Here is a 15,274-nt window from a genome sequence, read left to right as displayed (position 1 = left end):
ACTAAATTTTTGCCACACTGTCTATACTACGCAGTGTGGTATTCTTGTTGTTAGAGGTGATTACTATGGACAATCAAGAATTACAAGAGCTTGTTCGTCGCTTATCTTTAGAAAACTTTCAGAGGCCTTTTCTGCATCAAGCCTACTTTAATCCGAGATTACGGTCAACGGGAGGACGATATCTTTTACAATCCCATAATATTGAGATTAATCCTAAAGCCTATGAGTTATACGGTTTGAAAGAGATTCAAGGTATTGTTTTACACGAATTATGCCATTATCACCTACATCTTGAAGGTAAAGGGTATCAGCATCGAGATAAAGATTTTAGAGAATTATTAAGGAAAGTAGATGCCCCTCGATTTTGCGCAGTTTTACATGTCCCGAAAGCTACAGTTAAAAAACAACGACGACGCTATACATATACTTGTGTCAATTGCCACCAATTATATATACGGAAAATAAAAATGAATGTTGAAAAGTATTGTTGCAGTAAGTGTTTGGGGAAATTAAAATTAGTAGAGTAAAAAAAGTTTAAAAAATAGTTGACGTTTTGTTGAGTTGTCCCTATAATAGTAAAAGTCGACAAGATAACGACGACAACATAACATGAATTATTCCGAAGTAGCTCAGTTGGTAGTAGCACCTGACTGTTAATCAGGTTGTCGCAGGTTCGAGTCCTGCCTTCGGAGCCATGGCCCCTTGGTCAAGTGGTTAAGACACCGCCCTTTCACGGCGGTAACACGGGTTCGAATCCCGTAGGGGTCATTTTTCATAATTTAATGTAAATAATATTTTGGTCCCGTGGTGTAGCGGTTAACATGCCTGCCTGTCACGCAGGAGATCGCCGGTTCGATCCCGGTCGGGACCGCCACTTATTGGGGTATAGCCAAGCGGTAAGGCAACGGATTTTGATTCCGTCATGCCTAGGTTCGAATCCTAGTACCCCAGCCATTCATTTCTTAATTCGAGCCATTAGCTCAGTTGGTAGAGCATCTGACTTTTAATCAGAGGGTCGAAGGTTCGAGTCCTTCATGGCTCATCTCTTTAAGAAAAAGAGTTGACTTTTTGAATTATCATAGTATAATAAAAAAGTTACTAATTGAATGCGGTCGTGGCGGAACGGCAGACGCGCTAGGTTGAGGGCCTAGTGGGGGCAACCCCGTGGAGGTTCAAGTCCTCTCGGCCGCACCAAGTCAATTAATTAATTTCATATGCGCCCGTAGCTCAATTGGATAGAGCGTCTGACTACGGATCAGAAGGTTGTGGGTTCGACTCCTGCCGGGCGCGCCATTTTTTCAAAAAATATATGCGGGTGTAGTTTAATGGTAAAACCTCAGCCTTCCAAGCTGATGTCGTGAGTTCGATTCTCATCACCCGCTCCAAAAAAAGTGTTGACAACCTCTTGGTTGTATGGTAAATTTAAATAGTTGTCCAAAAGGGCGATGACATGAACCTTGAAAACTGAACAAGCAAAACGTAATCAATAAAGTTTTAAGTAGCTAGTTTTGCTAGTGAACGAAACACAATTTTGGACATCAAACATGATGCCAGCAAAACAATTTGAGCTAATCAAATTTCTTTTATGGAGAGTTTGATCCTGGCTCAGGACGAACGCTGGCGGCGTGCCTAATACATGCAAGTCGAGCGAACAGAAAAGGAGCTTGCTCCTTTGACGTTAGCGGCGGACGGGTGAGTAACACGTGGGCAACCTACCCTATAGTTTGGGATAACTCCGGGAAACCGGGGCTAATACCGAATAATCTCTTTTGCTTCATGGCAAGAGACTGAAAGACGGCATCTCGCTGTCGCTATAGGATGGGCCCGCGGCGCATTAGCTAGTTGGTGAGGTAACGGCTCACCAAGGCGACGATGCGTAGCCGACCTGAGAGGGTGATCGGCCACACTGGGACTGAGACACGGCCCAGACTCCTACGGGAGGCAGCAGTAGGGAATCTTCCACAATGGGCGAAAGCCTGATGGAGCAACGCCGCGTGAGTGAAGAAGGTTTTCGGATCGTAAAACTCTGTTGTAAGGGAAGAACAAGTACAGTAGTAACTGGCTGTACCTTGACGGTACCTTATTAGAAAGCCACGGCTAACTACGTGCCAGCAGCCGCGGTAATACGTAGGTGGCAAGCGTTGTCCGGAATTATTGGGCGTAAAGCGCGCGCAGGCGGTCCTTTAAGTCTGATGTGAAAGCCCACGGCTCAACCGTGGAGGGTCATTGGAAACTGGGGGACTTGAGTGCAGAAGAGGAAAGTGGAATTCCAAGTGTAGCGGTGAAATGCGTAGAGATTTGGAGGAACACCAGTGGCGAAGGCGACTTTCTGGTCTGTAACTGACGCTGAGGCGCGAAAGCGTGGGGAGCAAACAGGATTAGATACCCTGGTAGTCCACGCCGTAAACGATGAGTGCTAAGTGTTAGGGGGTTTCCGCCCCTTAGTGCTGCAGCTAACGCATTAAGCACTCCGCCTGGGGAGTACGGTCGCAAGACTGAAACTCAAAGGAATTGACGGGGGCCCGCACAAGCGGTGGAGCATGTGGTTTAATTCGAAGCAACGCGAAGAACCTTACCAGGTCTTGACATCCCGTTGACCACTGTAGAGATATAGTTTCCCCTTCGGGGGCAACGGTGACAGGTGGTGCATGGTTGTCGTCAGCTCGTGTCGTGAGATGTTGGGTTAAGTCCCGCAACGAGCGCAACCCTTGATCTTAGTTGCCATCATTTAGTTGGGCACTCTAAGGTGACTGCCGGTGACAAACCGGAGGAAGGTGGGGATGACGTCAAATCATCATGCCCCTTATGACCTGGGCTACACACGTGCTACAATGGACGATACAAACGGTTGCCAACTCGCGAGAGGGAGCTAATCCGATAAAGTCGTTCTCAGTTCGGATTGTAGGCTGCAACTCGCCTACATGAAGCCGGAATCGCTAGTAATCGCGGATCAGCATGCCGCGGTGAATACGTTCCCGGGCCTTGTACACACCGCCCGTCACACCACGAGAGTTTGTAACACCCGAAGTCGGTGAGGTAACCTTTTGGAGCCAGCCGCCGAAGGTGGGATAGATGATTGGGGTGAAGTCGTAACAAGGTAGCCGTATCGGAAGGTGCGGCTGGATCACCTCCTTTCTAAGGATTATTTCGGAATACAAACCTTGGGTTTGTAAGATTACGTTTTGCGTTCAGTTTTGAAGGTTCATTCTTCTGAATGAAACACTTCAAAACTTGTTCTTTGAAAACTGGATAAAACGACATTGAAATTGTAACAAACACATTTATTTTTTAAGTTTTTTATAGGCTTAATAACTTGGTTAAGTTATTAAGGGCGCACGGCGAATGCCTTGGCACTAGGAGCCGAAGAAGGACGGCACTAACACCGATATGCTTCGGGGAGCTGTAAGTGAGCTTTGATCCGGAGATTTCCGAATGGGGGAACCCACTACGTTTAATCGCGTAGTATCTTGACGTGAATACATAGCGTCTTGAAGGCAGACCCAGGGAACTGAAACATCTAAGTACCTGGAGGAAGAGAAAGAAAAATCGATTCCCTGAGTAGCGGCGAGCGAAACGGGAAGAGCCCAAACCAAGAGGCTTGCCTCTTGGGGTTGTAGGACACTCTATACGGAGTTACAAAAGAGCGAGTTAGATGAAGCGACTTGGAAAGGTCCGCCAGAGCAGGTAAAAGCCCTGTAGTCGAAAGTTCGTTCTCTCCTGAGTGGATCCTGAGTACGGCGGAACACGTGAAATTCCGTCGGAATCCGGGAGGACCATCTCCCAAGGCTAAATACTACCTAGTGACCGATAGTGAACCAGTACCGTGAGGGAAAGGTGAAAAGCACCCCGGAAGGGGAGTGAAAGAGATCCTGAAACCGTGTGCCTACAAGTAGTTAGAGCCCGTTAATGGGTGATAGCGTGCCTTTTGTAGAATGAACCGGCGAGTTACGATTACGTGCGAGGTTAAGCTTTAGAAGGCGGAGCCGCAGCGAAAGCGAGTCTGAATAGGGCGAAATAGTACGTGGTCGTAGACCCGAAACCAGGTGATCTACCCATGTCCAGGGTGAAGGTGAGGTAACACTTACTGGAGGCCCGAACCCACGCACGTTGAAAAGTGCGGGGATGAGGTGTGGGTAGCGGAGAAATTCCAATCGAACTTGGAGATAGCTGGTTCTCTCCGAAATAGCTTTAGGGCTAGCCTCGTGATGAGAATACTGGAGGTAGAGCACTGTTTGGACTAGGGGGCCATCCCGGTTTACCGAATTCAGACAAACTCCGAATGCCAGATATTTATACACGGGAGTCAGACTGCGAGTGATAAGATCCGTAGTCAAAAGGGAAACAGCCCAGACCACCAGCTAAGGTCCCAAAGTAATCGTTAAGTGGAAAAGGATGTGGCGTTGCACAGACAACCAGGATGTTGGCTTAGAAGCAGCCATCATTTAAAGAGTGCGTAATAGCTCACTGGTCGAGTGACGCTGCGCCGAAAATGTATCGGGGCTAAACGATTCACCGAAGCTGTGGATTGACATCTACGATGTCAGTGGTAGGAGAGCGTTCTAAGTGCGTTGAAGTCAGATCGGAAGGACTGGTGGAGCGCTTAGAAGTGAGAATGCCGGTATGAGTAGCGAAAGACGGGTGAGAATCCCGTCCACCGTATGACTAAGGTTTCCTGAGGAAGGCTCGTCCGCTCAGGGTTAGTCGGGACCTAAGCCGAGGCCGATAGGCGTAGGCGATGGACAACAGGTTGATATTCCTGTACCACCTCCTCACCGTTTGAGAAATGGGGGGACGCAGTAGGATAGGGTAAGCGCGCCGTTGGTTGTGCGCGTCCAAGCAGTAAGGCGTGTGTGTAGGCAAATCCGCACACTGTAACGTTGAGCTGTGATGGCGAGTCCGTATGGACGAAGTTCCTGATTTCACACTGCCAAGAAAAGCCTCTATCGAGGTGAGAGGTGCCCGTACCGCAAACCGACACAGGTAGTCGAGGAGAGAATCCTAAGGTGTGCGAGAGAACTCTCGTTAAGGAACTCGGCAAAATGACCCCGTAACTTCGGGAGAAGGGGTGCTCTTGAGCGTGCAAGCGCATGAGAGCCGCAGTGAATAGGCCCAGGCGACTGTTTAGCAAAAACACAGGTCTCTGCAAAACCGTAAGGTGACGTATAGGGGCTGACGCCTGCCCGGTGCTGGAAGGTTAAGAGGAGTGGTTAGCGCAAGCGAAGCTGCGAATTGAAGCCCCAGTAAACGGCGGCCGTAACTATAACGGTCCTAAGGTAGCGAAATTCCTTGTCGGGTAAGTTCCGACCCGCACGAAAGGCGTAACGATCTGGGCACTGTCTCAACGAGAGACTCGGTGAAATTATAGTACCTGTGAAGATGCAGGTTACCCGCGACAGGACGGAAAGACCCCGTGGAGCTTTACTGTAGCCTGATATTGAATTTTGGTACAACTTGTACAGGATAGGTAGGAGCCAGAGATCTCGGAGCGCCAGCTTCGAAGGAGGCGTCGGTGGGATACTACCCTGGTTGTATTGAAATTCTAACCCATGCCCCTTAGCGGGGCAGGAGACAGTGTCAGGCGGACAGTTTGACTGGGGCGGTCGCCTCCTAAAAGGTAACGGAGGCGCCCAAAGGTTCCCTCAGAATGGTTGGAAATCATTCGTAGAGTGTAAAGGCACAAGGGAGCTTGACTGCGAGACCTACAAGTCGAGCAGGGTCGAAAGACGGGCTTAGTGATCCGGTGGTTCCGCATGGAAGGGCCATCGCTCAACGGATAAAAGCTACCCCGGGGATAACAGGCTTATCTCCCCCAAGAGTCCACATCGACGGGGAGGTTTGGCACCTCGATGTCGGCTCATCGCATCCTGGGGCTGTAGTCGGTCCCAAGGGTTGGGCTGTTCGCCCATTAAAGCGGTACGCGAGCTGGGTTCAGAACGTCGTGAGACAGTTCGGTCCCTATCCGTCGTGGGCGTAGGAAATTTGAGAGGAGCTGTCCTTAGTACGAGAGGACCGGGATGGACACACCGCTGGTGTACCAGTTGTCTTGCCAAAGGCATCGCTGGGTAGCTATGTGTGGACGGGATAAGTGCTGAAAGCATCTAAGCATGAAGCCCCCCTCAAGATGAGATTTCCCATTACGCAAGTAAGTAAGATCCCTCAAAGACGATGAGGTAGATAGGTTCGAGGTGGAAGTGTGGTGACACATGGAGCTGACGAATACTAATCGATCGAGGACTTAACCAAAAACGTTTGAAACATTCAATGCACCGTTTATCCAGTTTTGAAAGAACAACTCTTTCAACAAAAAAAGAGAGCTTCAAGACACAAGTAGTACAAGGAAGCAAACGAGTGATTGAAGGAGCGTACTTATGTACGTGACTGATTGAACGAGAGCAGCTGACGCAGTAATACGCCGTGTATTGGAGGTCGAATAAGTCTAGTGATGATGGCAAAGAGGTCACACCCGTTCCCATACCGAACACGGAAGTTAAGCTCTTTAGCGCCGATGGTAGTTGGGGGCTTCCCCCTGTGAGAGTAGGACGTCGCTAGGCAAACAAAACAGTCAGCTGTGTGCTGGCTGTTTTTCCTTTTATAAAAAGAGTAAGTACAATGAAATAATTGTACATACTCTTTAAAACATTTATTTTATATCAAAGAAAGCAGCGAAACTTCTTTAATGATATCTCCATATTAAAAACATCACTTTAATGGGCTATAAAATAATCAGTTCCTTAGGAGAGTGAGTGATGACTTCCACACCTTCTTTTGTAACGATAACATCATCCTCGATACGAACACCACCTACATTAGGTATATAAATACCCGGTTCGACAGTTAGTACCATATTTTCTTCTAACATGTCTTTACATATGGTAGACATAAATATATTTTCATGGATATCTAAGCCTATGCCATGTCCTGCACCGTGTCCGTAATTTTGTCCATATCCCTTTGCAGTAATGTAGTCTCGTGAATAACGATCTGCCTCTTGTCCAGTAATACCAGCCTTCATATTGGAAAGGGCATGTTGTAAGGCACCATGAACTATATGATATACTTCTTTTAATTGCTCTAATGGTTCTCCAACAGCAATCGTTCTTGTCATATCAGAACGATAACCTCGGTAGTAAGCACCAAAATCCATTGTCAACATGTCACCTTGCTCCACTATTTTAGAGGATGCTACGCCATGTGGGAGTGCTGAACGATGGCCAGAAGCAATAATCATATCGAAGGCTGCACCTGTTGCACCATTTTTTCGCATATGAAACTCTAATTCATAGGCAATATCAAGTTCTGAAATACCTGGTTTGATGAATGTCAGAATATGATTAAACGCCTCATCGGAAATCCATGCTGCTTTCTTAATTATTTCAATTTCTTCTGGTGTTTTAATCATCCGTAAATCTTCTACAATAGTAGGCATTGGTTTTAATATAGCTGTCAATTTGCTCTTCATTAATTGATAGCTAAAATAAGTTACATGATGTTGCTCAAAACCAACAGTTTGAATTAATTCCTGTTCCAGAATTTCCTGAATGGTTTCATATAAATGGTTGCGATCAATCTCTAGTACTTCAAAGGTGTCACACTGATTTGTTGCTTGCTGTGTATAGCGGAAGTCTACTAATAAAAGTGCGCGTGTCTTTGTTACAATGACTGTACCTGCACTACCTGTAAAACCTGTTAGATAGCGACGATTTTGAGCATTTGTAATAATAATTGCATCGGTATCGTGGAGCTGTAAGGCTGCTTGTAATTGTTCTAATTTTGACATGTTTTGTTTCCTCCTTTAAAGTTAAATATACTGCAAAATTTGCATCATGTTTAGAGCTTATATGATTATGTGGAAAATGCATTGCAGGATAAATTCTATCCTAGATTAGAGATTGTTGGAAAATATATTATTAAAATATGAAAAAAGCTATTGTATATCTATATTTTCTATGATATATTTATAAATGTCTTAAAGAGGTCCCGTGGTGTAGCGGTTAACATGCCTGCCTGTCACGCAGGAGATCGCCGGTTCGATCCCGGTCGGGACCGCCATTTAAATTAATATTACAGTCCTTATGATTTTACATCATAGGGACTTTTTTGTATGTGTTTGGAGTATGGATCCAATACATCTTTCAGGAGCTTATCAGTAAAATTAAGTAGAAATTACATGACCAATGAATAACGTCGAAAGGATTAACACCGCCTTATAGAAACACAGAGGCTAAAAGCATAACATTCTGTGAAGTATTTGAGACCAACTTCCCTTTATTATTTCATAAACAACATCTATTTCCCTAAAACATATCAAGGGTGTCTAAAAAATGGCTTAAATCGCTGTGAAATAATCGAAAATATGCCCATAAACATAGCGAATTTCATATATTTAACATTATCTAAAAATAGTAAAAATTACCGATAAATGATTGCGTTTTTATAAGGTAAAATTAGAGTGTTTCTAATGTAAAGATTAGGGGTAAAAATGTAGAAGTAATCGGATTGGCTACGGAGGTGTTTAGATGAGCAAAGATTATTCTTTTAAAAGTATTTATTTCCCTTTGCTTATTGGTTCCATGATAATGATGGTAGGCTGTGGAGATCCTATTATGGAGATTGAAGAATCAAATGCGTATCACTGGCAAAAAAATATGAATGAAGTAGAATTTGAGAAATTAAAAAATGATATGTCATATATTGAGGTAGTAGAAGCAGCGGGCGGAGCAGGTAAAAAAATCAAAAATAATGAATATCGTTGGAATGATGAAATCTTGATGACACAGGCCTATATAGTGAAATTTAAGGATGATAAACTAATTGGCAAAGAAATCATAGCAGTGAAAGGTCATTCAAACAGATAAATAGTTGTCACGTCTTTGTAAATGAAGGCGTGTTTTTTTATTTAAATGAGTTACCTATGTCATAAAATTAGGCTTTTTAACGAAGACAATCTAAGTAGGATATAATGATATTGGATGCTTTGAACATTTTCGCTAGTTTAGGTAAACTAGAGGTAATGTAGTGATGAGAGGAAAAATGAGAATGTATGAAATAATCATGAATTCAGTTGATGATACAGAGCGTTTTGCGATGACACTTGCCAATTTACTAGAAGCTCAAGATACGATTACATTAGAAGGAGATTTAGGTGCAGGCAAGACAACGTTTACGAAGGCATTAGCAAAAGGGCTTGGTGTGAAAAGAACGGTCAACAGTCCAACATTTACAATCATTAAACAGTATGAAGGACGTTTACCCTTCAATCATTTAGATGTTTATCGTTTGGCTGAAAGTGACGAGGACCTTGGTTGGGATGAATTATTTTATGGAGATGCAGTATCAGTGGTAGAGTGGGCGCATTTAATTGAACAGGATTTGCCACAGAATCGATTAGCGATAGAGATTTATCGAATCGGAGACAATGAACGACGATTTGTGTTAATACCTAGTGGGGAACGCTATGAGGCACTATGTGAGGAGCTAATGAAATGATTTGGTTAGGAATAGAAACAGCGAATACACCACTTTCCGTTGCTATTGTAAGGGATGGAAAAGTGGTAGCTGAGCTGGTACAAAATATAAAATTAACACATTCAGCAGGCGCAATGCCCGCTATTGAAGAGGTATTAGCAAGAGCAGGTTTGAAGGCAGGCGACTTGGATGTGATTGCAGTGTCTGAAGGGCCTGGTTCGTATACAGGGGTCCGTATAGGTGTAACATTAGCGAAAACCCTAGCATGGACATTACAGATACCTTTAGTTGGTGTCTCTAGCTTAAAAGCATTAGCTGCAAATGCTTCCCTTTATAAGGGGTTAATTTGTCCAATTTTTGATGCAAGAAGAGATAACGTTTATACAGCTGTTTATCAAGGAGAGACACTAGAGGCTCTTGTGGAGGATCATCATGCACATATCGCGGATTTGTTAGAGCGTTTAAGGGCATTAGATGCACCTATTTTATTTGTAGGAACAGATGTGGGCATATTTTGGGATAACATTGTAGAGGAGCTTGGTGATAACGCTTTACGTGCACCTTTTAGTCTTGACTTGCCACGTGCAACGGAAGTTATTCGTGTAGGAACTAAAGTGGAGTTACCGAGTGTTGAAGCTACTCATCACTTTGTCCCACAATATAAACGAATTGCAGAGGCTGAAGCAAATTGGCTGAAAGAACAGAAGGAGAAAGAACATGAGTAGTGATGTAACTTATCGTAAAATGGTTTCTGATGATGTACCAGCAGTTTATGAAATTGAAGTAGCTTCATTTCCTGTACCTTGGACGTTGGATTCCTTTTACTATGAAGTACATGAAAATCAGTATGCCCATTATGTGCTGGCTGTTGATGCAAGTGGAAGTATTATTGGTTTTTGCGGGATGTGGATGGTTATAGATGCAGCCCAAATTACGAATGTAGCTGTTATTGAGGCAGCTCGTGGACGAGGTATAGGCGAGGGATTAATGCGTGAGGCAATGCAAATAGCTCGTTTACATGGAATGGAGGTTATGACATTGGAGGTACGAGTAACGAACACAGTTGCACAAAATCTTTATCGTAAGCTCCAATTCCAAGATGGTGGTATACGGAAAGGCTATTATACGGATAACGGGGAGGATGCCCTTGTCATGTGGGTGAATTTATAATGAATAATGGATTGATATTAGCAATAGAATCAAGCTGTGATGAAACAGCTGCAGCGATTATACGAAATGGTCATGAAATCGTGTCGAATGTTGTTGCTTCTCAAATAGAGAGTCATAAGCGATTTGGTGGCGTTGTTCCTGAAATTGCATCACGCCATCACGTTGAACAAATTACGATGGTAATTGAAGAAGCATTAGCTCAAGCAAATTTAAAGCCGGTAGATTTGGATGCGGTTGCTGTTACAGAGGGTCCGGGTCTTGTAGGGGCATTGTTGATTGGTATTAATGCAGCGAAGGCTTTTGCCTTTGCGAATAACCTACCAATTGTAGGTGTGCATCATATTGCAGGGCATATTTATGCCAATGCGCTTGTTCAACCGATGGAGTTCCCTTTATTAGCACTTGTAGTTTCAGGCGGTCATACAGAGCTTGTCTATATGAAGGAACATGGCTCTTTTGAGGTCATTGGTGAAACACGAGATGATGCAGCGGGTGAAGCTTATGATAAAGTGGCGCGTGTTTTAAATTTACCTTATCCTGGTGGGCCACATATTGATCGTCTTGCTCATGAGGAAGGAGAGGCTGTTCCTTTTCCAAGAGTATGGTTGGAAGAGGATTCGTATGATTTTAGCTTTAGCGGTTTAAAATCAGCTGTCATCAATTATAAACATAATATGGATCAACGAGGTGAAGCTATTTCACCAGCAGCTGTTGCCAAGGGCTTTCAGGAAAGTGTTGTTGAAGTACTGACTGCTAAAACATTACGTGCTGCTCGCGAATATCAGGTGAAACAGGTTATTGCAGCTGGAGGTGTAGCAGCAAATAAGGGTTTGCGAATTTCTTTGGAGACTGTTTTTGAAGAAGAAGGCATCCCGTTTTTTGTCCCCCCACTTAAATTGTGTACGGATAATGCGGCAATGATTGGCGCAGCAGCTATGCCGATGTTTGAGGCTGGTATTCGAGGAAACTTAATGATGAATGGACGTCCAGGAATGGAGTTAAAATCCTGGGTATAGTATAGGAAAGAGGTATCTATATTTTTAGATACCTCTTTTATTAATTGTCGAATAATTGTTGATAAAAAAGAACCGTGCGAAGGGAATAGTCAGTAGAAGCATTACAATTGACAAATTTTTCAGAAAATTATCCACAGGTAAAGGAGCGAATTAAATGGCGAACACGCGTACTTATGCACAAATTGTTGATAACTTGTGTATAACTTGTGATTATTCAATATATAGTAGCTGGTTTTATACGATAGAATGTGGATAAAATAAATTTTTGTTGTGGACAATGTGGAAAACTCTGTTGATATGTTGGTATTACTAGATTTATAGTGTGAATAAAACTGTGGGCATTTTTTGTCGAAAAATAGCACTTGACCAATATATATGAAAAATGAAGACAAGTAAAGAAAAAGCCATGTGAAAGGTCACACGGCTTACATCATTTACATGCTAATATTTTCTAGTTCTTCATTTAGCTCAAGCCATTCTAATTCTAATAGCTCATGCTGTTCTTTAGCAGTTGCTAATTCTGCTTGAAGCATTGAAATTTTTTCATGGTCGGTAAAAATGGCAGAGTCACAAAGAGCTTCTTCTAGTCTTGCAACCATAGCAGATGTTTCTTGCATCTTGCTTTCTAAATCTTCAATCGTACGTCTAATTTGACGTTCACGCTTTTTTGCTTCTTTATCAATTTTTGATGTAGACGTTTTATCAGGGAGGTCTTGCTGTACTTGTGGTTGGGAGGCAGCCTTCATTTGTGCTAGCTCTAATAGTTCCTGCTTTTTCTCAACGTAATAATCGTAATCACCTAAATATTCAAATGAACCCGTTCCAGATAACTCCACCACTTTTGTTGCGATACGATTAATGAAGTAGCGGTCGTGTGAGACAAATAGAAGCGTACCTGGATAATCGATCAAGGCATTTTCTAATACCTCTTTGCTATCTAAGTCTAAATGGTTGGTAGGCTCATCTAGAATTAAGAAATTAGCCTTTTGCATCATTAGCTTTGCGAGTGCAAGGCGTGCTTTTTCACCGCCCGATAAAGAGGATACAGCTTTATCCACATCTTCACCACTAAAAAGAAAACGCCCTAATACAGTTCGAATATCTTTTTCGTTCATGAGTGGCCATTCATCCCATAATTCTTTTAGGACACTCTTATTGCTCGATAGCTTTGCTTGCTCTTGATCATAGTAGCCGATTTGTACATTCGTACCATATCGAATACTACCTCCAAGAGGGGATAAATCTTTTACAATTGTTTTTAATAATGTCGATTTACCAACTCCGTTTGGTCCAACAAGGGCAATACGATCCTCACGAAAAGTGCGGAGGTTTATCCCACTAGAAATGGTACGTTCGTTATAACCAATCGTTAATTCATCAACAGATAAAACATCATTTCCACTTTGACGTTCAATCGTGAAACCGAAACTAGCGGATTTCTCATCACCATCCGGCGATTCCATCCACTCGGTACGTTCAAGCATTTTACGTCGACTTTGTGCCATTTTTGTTGTAGAAGCACGTGCAATATTTTTTTGGATAAAATCCTCTAGCTTGGCCTTTTCATCTTGCTGACGTTCAAAGAGTTTGACATCACGCTCATAATTTTTAGCTTTTTCATCTAGATATGCACTATAATTACCCGGATATTTGGTAACGCGATGACGAGATACTTCGTAGACAATAGAAACGACTTGGTCTAAGAAGTAGCGGTCATGGGAAACAATTAAAATAGCGCCTTCATAGCCCTTTAAATAGGATTCCAACCAAGATAGTGTTTCGATATCTAAATGGTTCGTTGGCTCATCGAGAATTAAAAGATCTGGTTTACTAAGTAAGAGCTTAGCAAGTGCTAAACGTGTGCGCTGTCCACCAGATAAGGAACTGATGGGTTTGTCATAGTCTTCGGAATAAAATTGCATACCATGAAGGACTGACCGTATGTCTGATTCATATTGATAGCCACCTGCATCTTTAAACGTATGCTGTAATTGATCGTATTCCGACATAACTTTCGCATACATAGTAGGGTTTTCATAGACAGTAGGATCAGCCATTTGTTGTTCAAGTGAGCGTAGCAGCTGTTCTTGGGCTAAAAGAGATTCAAATATAGTCATCATTTCATTCCAAATTGTTAGCGTAGAGTTTAATCCTGCATGTTGCTCTAAATAGCCTATTTGAATATCCTTTGGGATAATGATATCACCTGAATCATAAGACATTTGACCAGCAATTATTTTTAATAAAGTAGATTTACCTGCACCGTTTCGTCCTACTAAGGCAACACGGTCACGGTGTTGAACTTCTAATTTAACACCACTTAAAATTTCATCTGCAAGAAAGGATTTAGTTAGTTGATTGACCTGTAAAACAATCATTCTTGACACCTCAATTCTACCTTAGTGTAAAGGATGAACGATTTGCATGCAATGTCCGTGCTTTACTTATTCCTAGCAGTCATGTAAGATTGAAACGATTTCTTTTTAGTTAGCTGCGTATAAGGCGCCATTAACTAAAGAGAAATACAGCAGGGGATTGCAAAAATGTTGTATATTGTTAAGGATGAATGTATTAAAATTAGTAGTTAAAGACAGTAAAATTGATGGAGGTACATCATAAGGAGGAAAAAGTTTGAAACAAGAATTAAAAATTCCACAAGCCACTACAAAAAGACTTCCTCTTTACTATCGATTTATTCAAAACTTTGCACAAGAAGGTATGGAACGTATTTCGTCGAAGGAATTGAGTGAAGCGATGAAAATAGATTCTGCAACTATTCGCCGTGATTTTTCTTATTTTGGTGCACTTGGGAAAAAAGGTTATGGCTACGATGTGCAACATCTATTACAATTTTTTAGCCAGACGCTTGATCAACATGAAACGACAAAAGTAGCGTTAATTGGTGTGGGGAATTTAGGCAGTGCATTATTAAAATATAATTTTCAAAAAAACCATAATACACATATTGTGGTAGCATTCGATTCAAAAGCACCGAAGGATGGCAAAATGATCAGTAACATTCCGGTCTTTCATCCAGATTTATTGGAAGAAAAATATGCAGAATACGGTGCAGAGCTTGCTATTTTAACCGTTTCACCACGCTCCGCTCAAAAAATGGCGGATCGCTTAGCAGCCATGAATGCAAAGGGAATTTTAAACTTTACGCCAGAGCGATTAACAGTACCTGATAGAATGCAGCTTTTAACAATCGATTTATCGGTAGAGTTGCAAGCGCTTATTTATTTAATACGTAATCAGGAAGAGTGAAAACCATACATATTTTTTAGTGTAATTCACCGTTTCTGTCAAATAGATAATTTAAATAAAATGAGGTCAAATCAGTGAGTGTGACGAAAAACTTTCACATATAATTAGTTAGCAAAATGGCGAAATATGCGTTAAAATGATGGATATAAAGAGGAGGTGGCTGTAATGGGTGGTATTGGTCCTATGAGCCTCATTATTATCGGAGTTGTCGCGTTACTAATTTTTGGTCCTAAAAAGTTACCAGAGCTTGGTAAGGCATTTGGTTCAACACTACGTGAATTCAAAAATGCTACTAAAGGTTTAGCCGACGAAGATGATGATGATAAGAAAAAGAAAGAACTAGATAAGTAAGTTAG

Annotated in this window: 10 protein-coding genes, 9 tRNA genes and 3 rRNA genes; 20 read left to right on the top strand and 2 right to left on the bottom strand. The window is 42.4% G+C overall.

From position 1 onward, the window contains the following. The first annotated feature begins 65 nt into the window (after positions 1–65). From L6W14_RS20460 to rrf, 12 genes are all read left to right on the top strand, one after another. On the top strand, positions 66–527 hold the full coding sequence (locus tag L6W14_RS20460) for a SprT family protein (RefSeq protein ID WP_237898787.1): 462 nt from the start codon (positions 66–68) through the stop codon (positions 525–527). 91 nt (positions 528–618) lie between these two features. Continuing rightward, positions 619–695: transfer RNA gene (locus L6W14_RS20455), tRNA-Asn, on the top strand. A 1-nt stretch (position 696) separates the two neighbouring features. Next, positions 697–768, top strand: a tRNA-Glu gene (locus tag L6W14_RS20450). 30 nt (positions 769–798) lie between these two features. Further along, positions 799–874: transfer RNA gene (locus tag L6W14_RS20445), tRNA-Asp, on the top strand. Between the two features lie 5 nt (positions 875–879). Next, positions 880–954, top strand: a tRNA-Gln gene (locus L6W14_RS20440). A gap of 15 nt (positions 955–969) precedes the next feature. Continuing rightward, positions 970–1,042, top strand: a tRNA-Lys gene (locus tag L6W14_RS20435). 66 nt (positions 1,043–1,108) lie between these two features. Beyond that, a tRNA-Leu gene (locus L6W14_RS20430) sits at positions 1,109–1,194 on the top strand. Positions 1,195–1,216: 22 nt separating this feature from the next. Further along, a tRNA-Arg gene (locus tag L6W14_RS20425) sits at positions 1,217–1,293 on the top strand. 18 nt (positions 1,294–1,311) lie between these two features. Further along, positions 1,312–1,385, top strand: a tRNA-Gly gene (locus L6W14_RS20420). A 197-nt stretch (positions 1,386–1,582) separates the two neighbouring features. Then, positions 1,583–3,135 (top strand): 16S ribosomal RNA (locus L6W14_RS20415). 180 nt (positions 3,136–3,315) lie between these two features. Beyond that, positions 3,316–6,243, top strand: a 23S ribosomal RNA gene (locus L6W14_RS20410). A gap of 192 nt (positions 6,244–6,435) precedes the next feature. Continuing rightward, positions 6,436–6,551: ribosomal RNA gene (gene rrf / locus L6W14_RS20405) — 5S ribosomal RNA — on the top strand. The 16S, 23S and 5S rRNA genes sit together here with 8 tRNA genes alongside, the layout of an rRNA operon. A 161-nt stretch (positions 6,552–6,712) precedes the next feature. On the opposite strand, the gene L6W14_RS20400 is transcribed toward rrf, so the two are convergent. Continuing rightward, complete coding sequence (locus tag L6W14_RS20400; RefSeq protein WP_237898785.1) at positions 6,713–7,777, bottom strand: M24 family metallopeptidase; 1,065 nt, start codon at positions 7,775–7,777, stop codon at positions 6,713–6,715. 196 nt (positions 7,778–7,973) lie between these two features. On the opposite strand from L6W14_RS20400, the gene L6W14_RS20395 reads away from it, so the two are divergent. The 6 genes from L6W14_RS20395 (at position 7,974) to tsaD (ending at position 11,651) form a co-directional block, all read left to right on the top strand. Next, a tRNA-Asp gene (locus tag L6W14_RS20395) sits at positions 7,974–8,049 on the top strand. A gap of 467 nt (positions 8,050–8,516) precedes the next feature. After that, positions 8,517–8,855 carry a hypothetical protein gene (locus L6W14_RS20390; protein WP_048394912.1) on the top strand — a complete coding sequence of 113 codons (339 nt, stop codon included), beginning with the start codon at positions 8,517–8,519 and terminating at the stop codon, positions 8,853–8,855. A gap of 181 nt (positions 8,856–9,036) precedes the next feature. Beyond that, positions 9,037–9,486: a tRNA (adenosine(37)-N6)-threonylcarbamoyltransferase complex ATPase subunit type 1 TsaE gene (gene tsaE / locus L6W14_RS20385; RefSeq protein ID WP_131522369.1), complete on the top strand. Its 450-nt coding sequence runs from the start codon at positions 9,037–9,039 to the stop codon at positions 9,484–9,486. Further along, complete coding sequence (tsaB, locus tag L6W14_RS20380; protein WP_131522368.1) at positions 9,483–10,190, top strand: tRNA (adenosine(37)-N6)-threonylcarbamoyltransferase complex dimerization subunit type 1 TsaB; 708 nt, start codon at positions 9,483–9,485, stop codon at positions 10,188–10,190. The genes tsaE and tsaB overlap by 4 nt, the downstream gene beginning before the upstream one ends. Then, positions 10,183–10,635 (top strand): ribosomal protein S18-alanine N-acetyltransferase, encoded by a 453-nt coding sequence (rimI, locus tag L6W14_RS20375; protein WP_054548892.1) that lies wholly within the window; start codon positions 10,183–10,185, stop codon positions 10,633–10,635. Before tsaB ends, rimI begins: the two co-directional genes overlap by 8 nt. Continuing rightward, complete coding sequence (gene tsaD, locus L6W14_RS20370; protein WP_048394920.1) at positions 10,635–11,651, top strand: tRNA (adenosine(37)-N6)-threonylcarbamoyltransferase complex transferase subunit TsaD; 1,017 nt, start codon at positions 10,635–10,637, stop codon at positions 11,649–11,651. The genes rimI and tsaD overlap by 1 nt, the downstream gene beginning before the upstream one ends. Before the next feature lie 434 nt (positions 11,652–12,085). On the opposite strand, the gene L6W14_RS20365 is transcribed toward tsaD, so the two are convergent. Continuing rightward, positions 12,086–14,029 carry an ABC transporter ATP-binding protein gene (locus tag L6W14_RS20365; RefSeq protein WP_237898784.1) on the bottom strand — a complete coding sequence of 648 codons (1,944 nt, stop codon included), beginning with the start codon at positions 14,027–14,029 and terminating at the stop codon, positions 12,086–12,088. Positions 14,030–14,282: 253 nt separating this feature from the next. Here L6W14_RS20365 and L6W14_RS20360 point away from each other — a divergent pair, with 253 nt between their 5' ends. Further along, positions 14,283–14,918: a redox-sensing transcriptional repressor Rex gene (locus L6W14_RS20360; RefSeq protein WP_004224350.1), complete on the top strand. Its 636-nt coding sequence runs from the start codon at positions 14,283–14,285 to the stop codon at positions 14,916–14,918. Positions 14,919–15,083: 165 nt separating this feature from the next. After that, entirely contained in the window at positions 15,084–15,269 is a 186-nt protein-coding gene (locus L6W14_RS20355; RefSeq protein ID WP_008176991.1) for a twin-arginine translocase TatA/TatE family subunit, read from the top strand. Positions 15,270–15,274: the final 5 nt, after the last annotated feature.

The sequence above is a fragment of the Lysinibacillus sp. ACHW1.5 genome (genome assembly GCF_022014815.1).
GTDB lineage: Bacteria > Bacillota > Bacilli > Bacillales_A > Planococcaceae > Lysinibacillus > Lysinibacillus capsici.
The sequence above is the reverse complement of the archived record's forward strand: the minus strand, read 5'-3'. Positions and strand labels throughout refer to the sequence as shown.

What these genes read in the sequence shown, in the direction of transcription:
- L6W14_RS20390 (WP_048394912.1), top strand. Translation starts at nt 8,517, where the DNA reads ATGAGCAAAGATTATTCTTTTAAAAGTATTTATTTCCCTTTGCTTATT.
- tsaE (WP_131522369.1), top strand. Translation starts at nt 9,037, where the DNA reads ATGTATGAAATAATCATGAATTCAGTTGATGATACAGAGCGTTTTGCG.
- L6W14_RS20460 (WP_237898787.1), top strand. Translation starts at nt 66, where the DNA reads ATGGACAATCAAGAATTACAAGAGCTTGTTCGTCGCTTATCTTTAGAA.
- tsaD (WP_048394920.1), top strand. Translation starts at nt 10,635, where the DNA reads ATGAATAATGGATTGATATTAGCAATAGAATCAAGCTGTGATGAAACA.
- tsaB (WP_131522368.1), top strand. Translation starts at nt 9,483, where the DNA reads ATGATTTGGTTAGGAATAGAAACAGCGAATACACCACTTTCCGTTGCT.
- L6W14_RS20355 (WP_008176991.1), top strand. Translation starts at nt 15,084, where the DNA reads ATGGGTGGTATTGGTCCTATGAGCCTCATTATTATCGGAGTTGTCGCG.
- L6W14_RS20365 (WP_237898784.1), bottom strand. Translation starts at nt 14,029, where the DNA reads ATGATTGTTTTACAGGTCAATCAACTAACTAAATCCTTTCTTGCAGAT.
- L6W14_RS20400 (WP_237898785.1), bottom strand. Translation starts at nt 7,777, where the DNA reads ATGTCAAAATTAGAACAATTACAAGCAGCCTTACAGCTCCACGATACC.
- rimI (WP_054548892.1), top strand. Translation starts at nt 10,183, where the DNA reads ATGAGTAGTGATGTAACTTATCGTAAAATGGTTTCTGATGATGTACCA.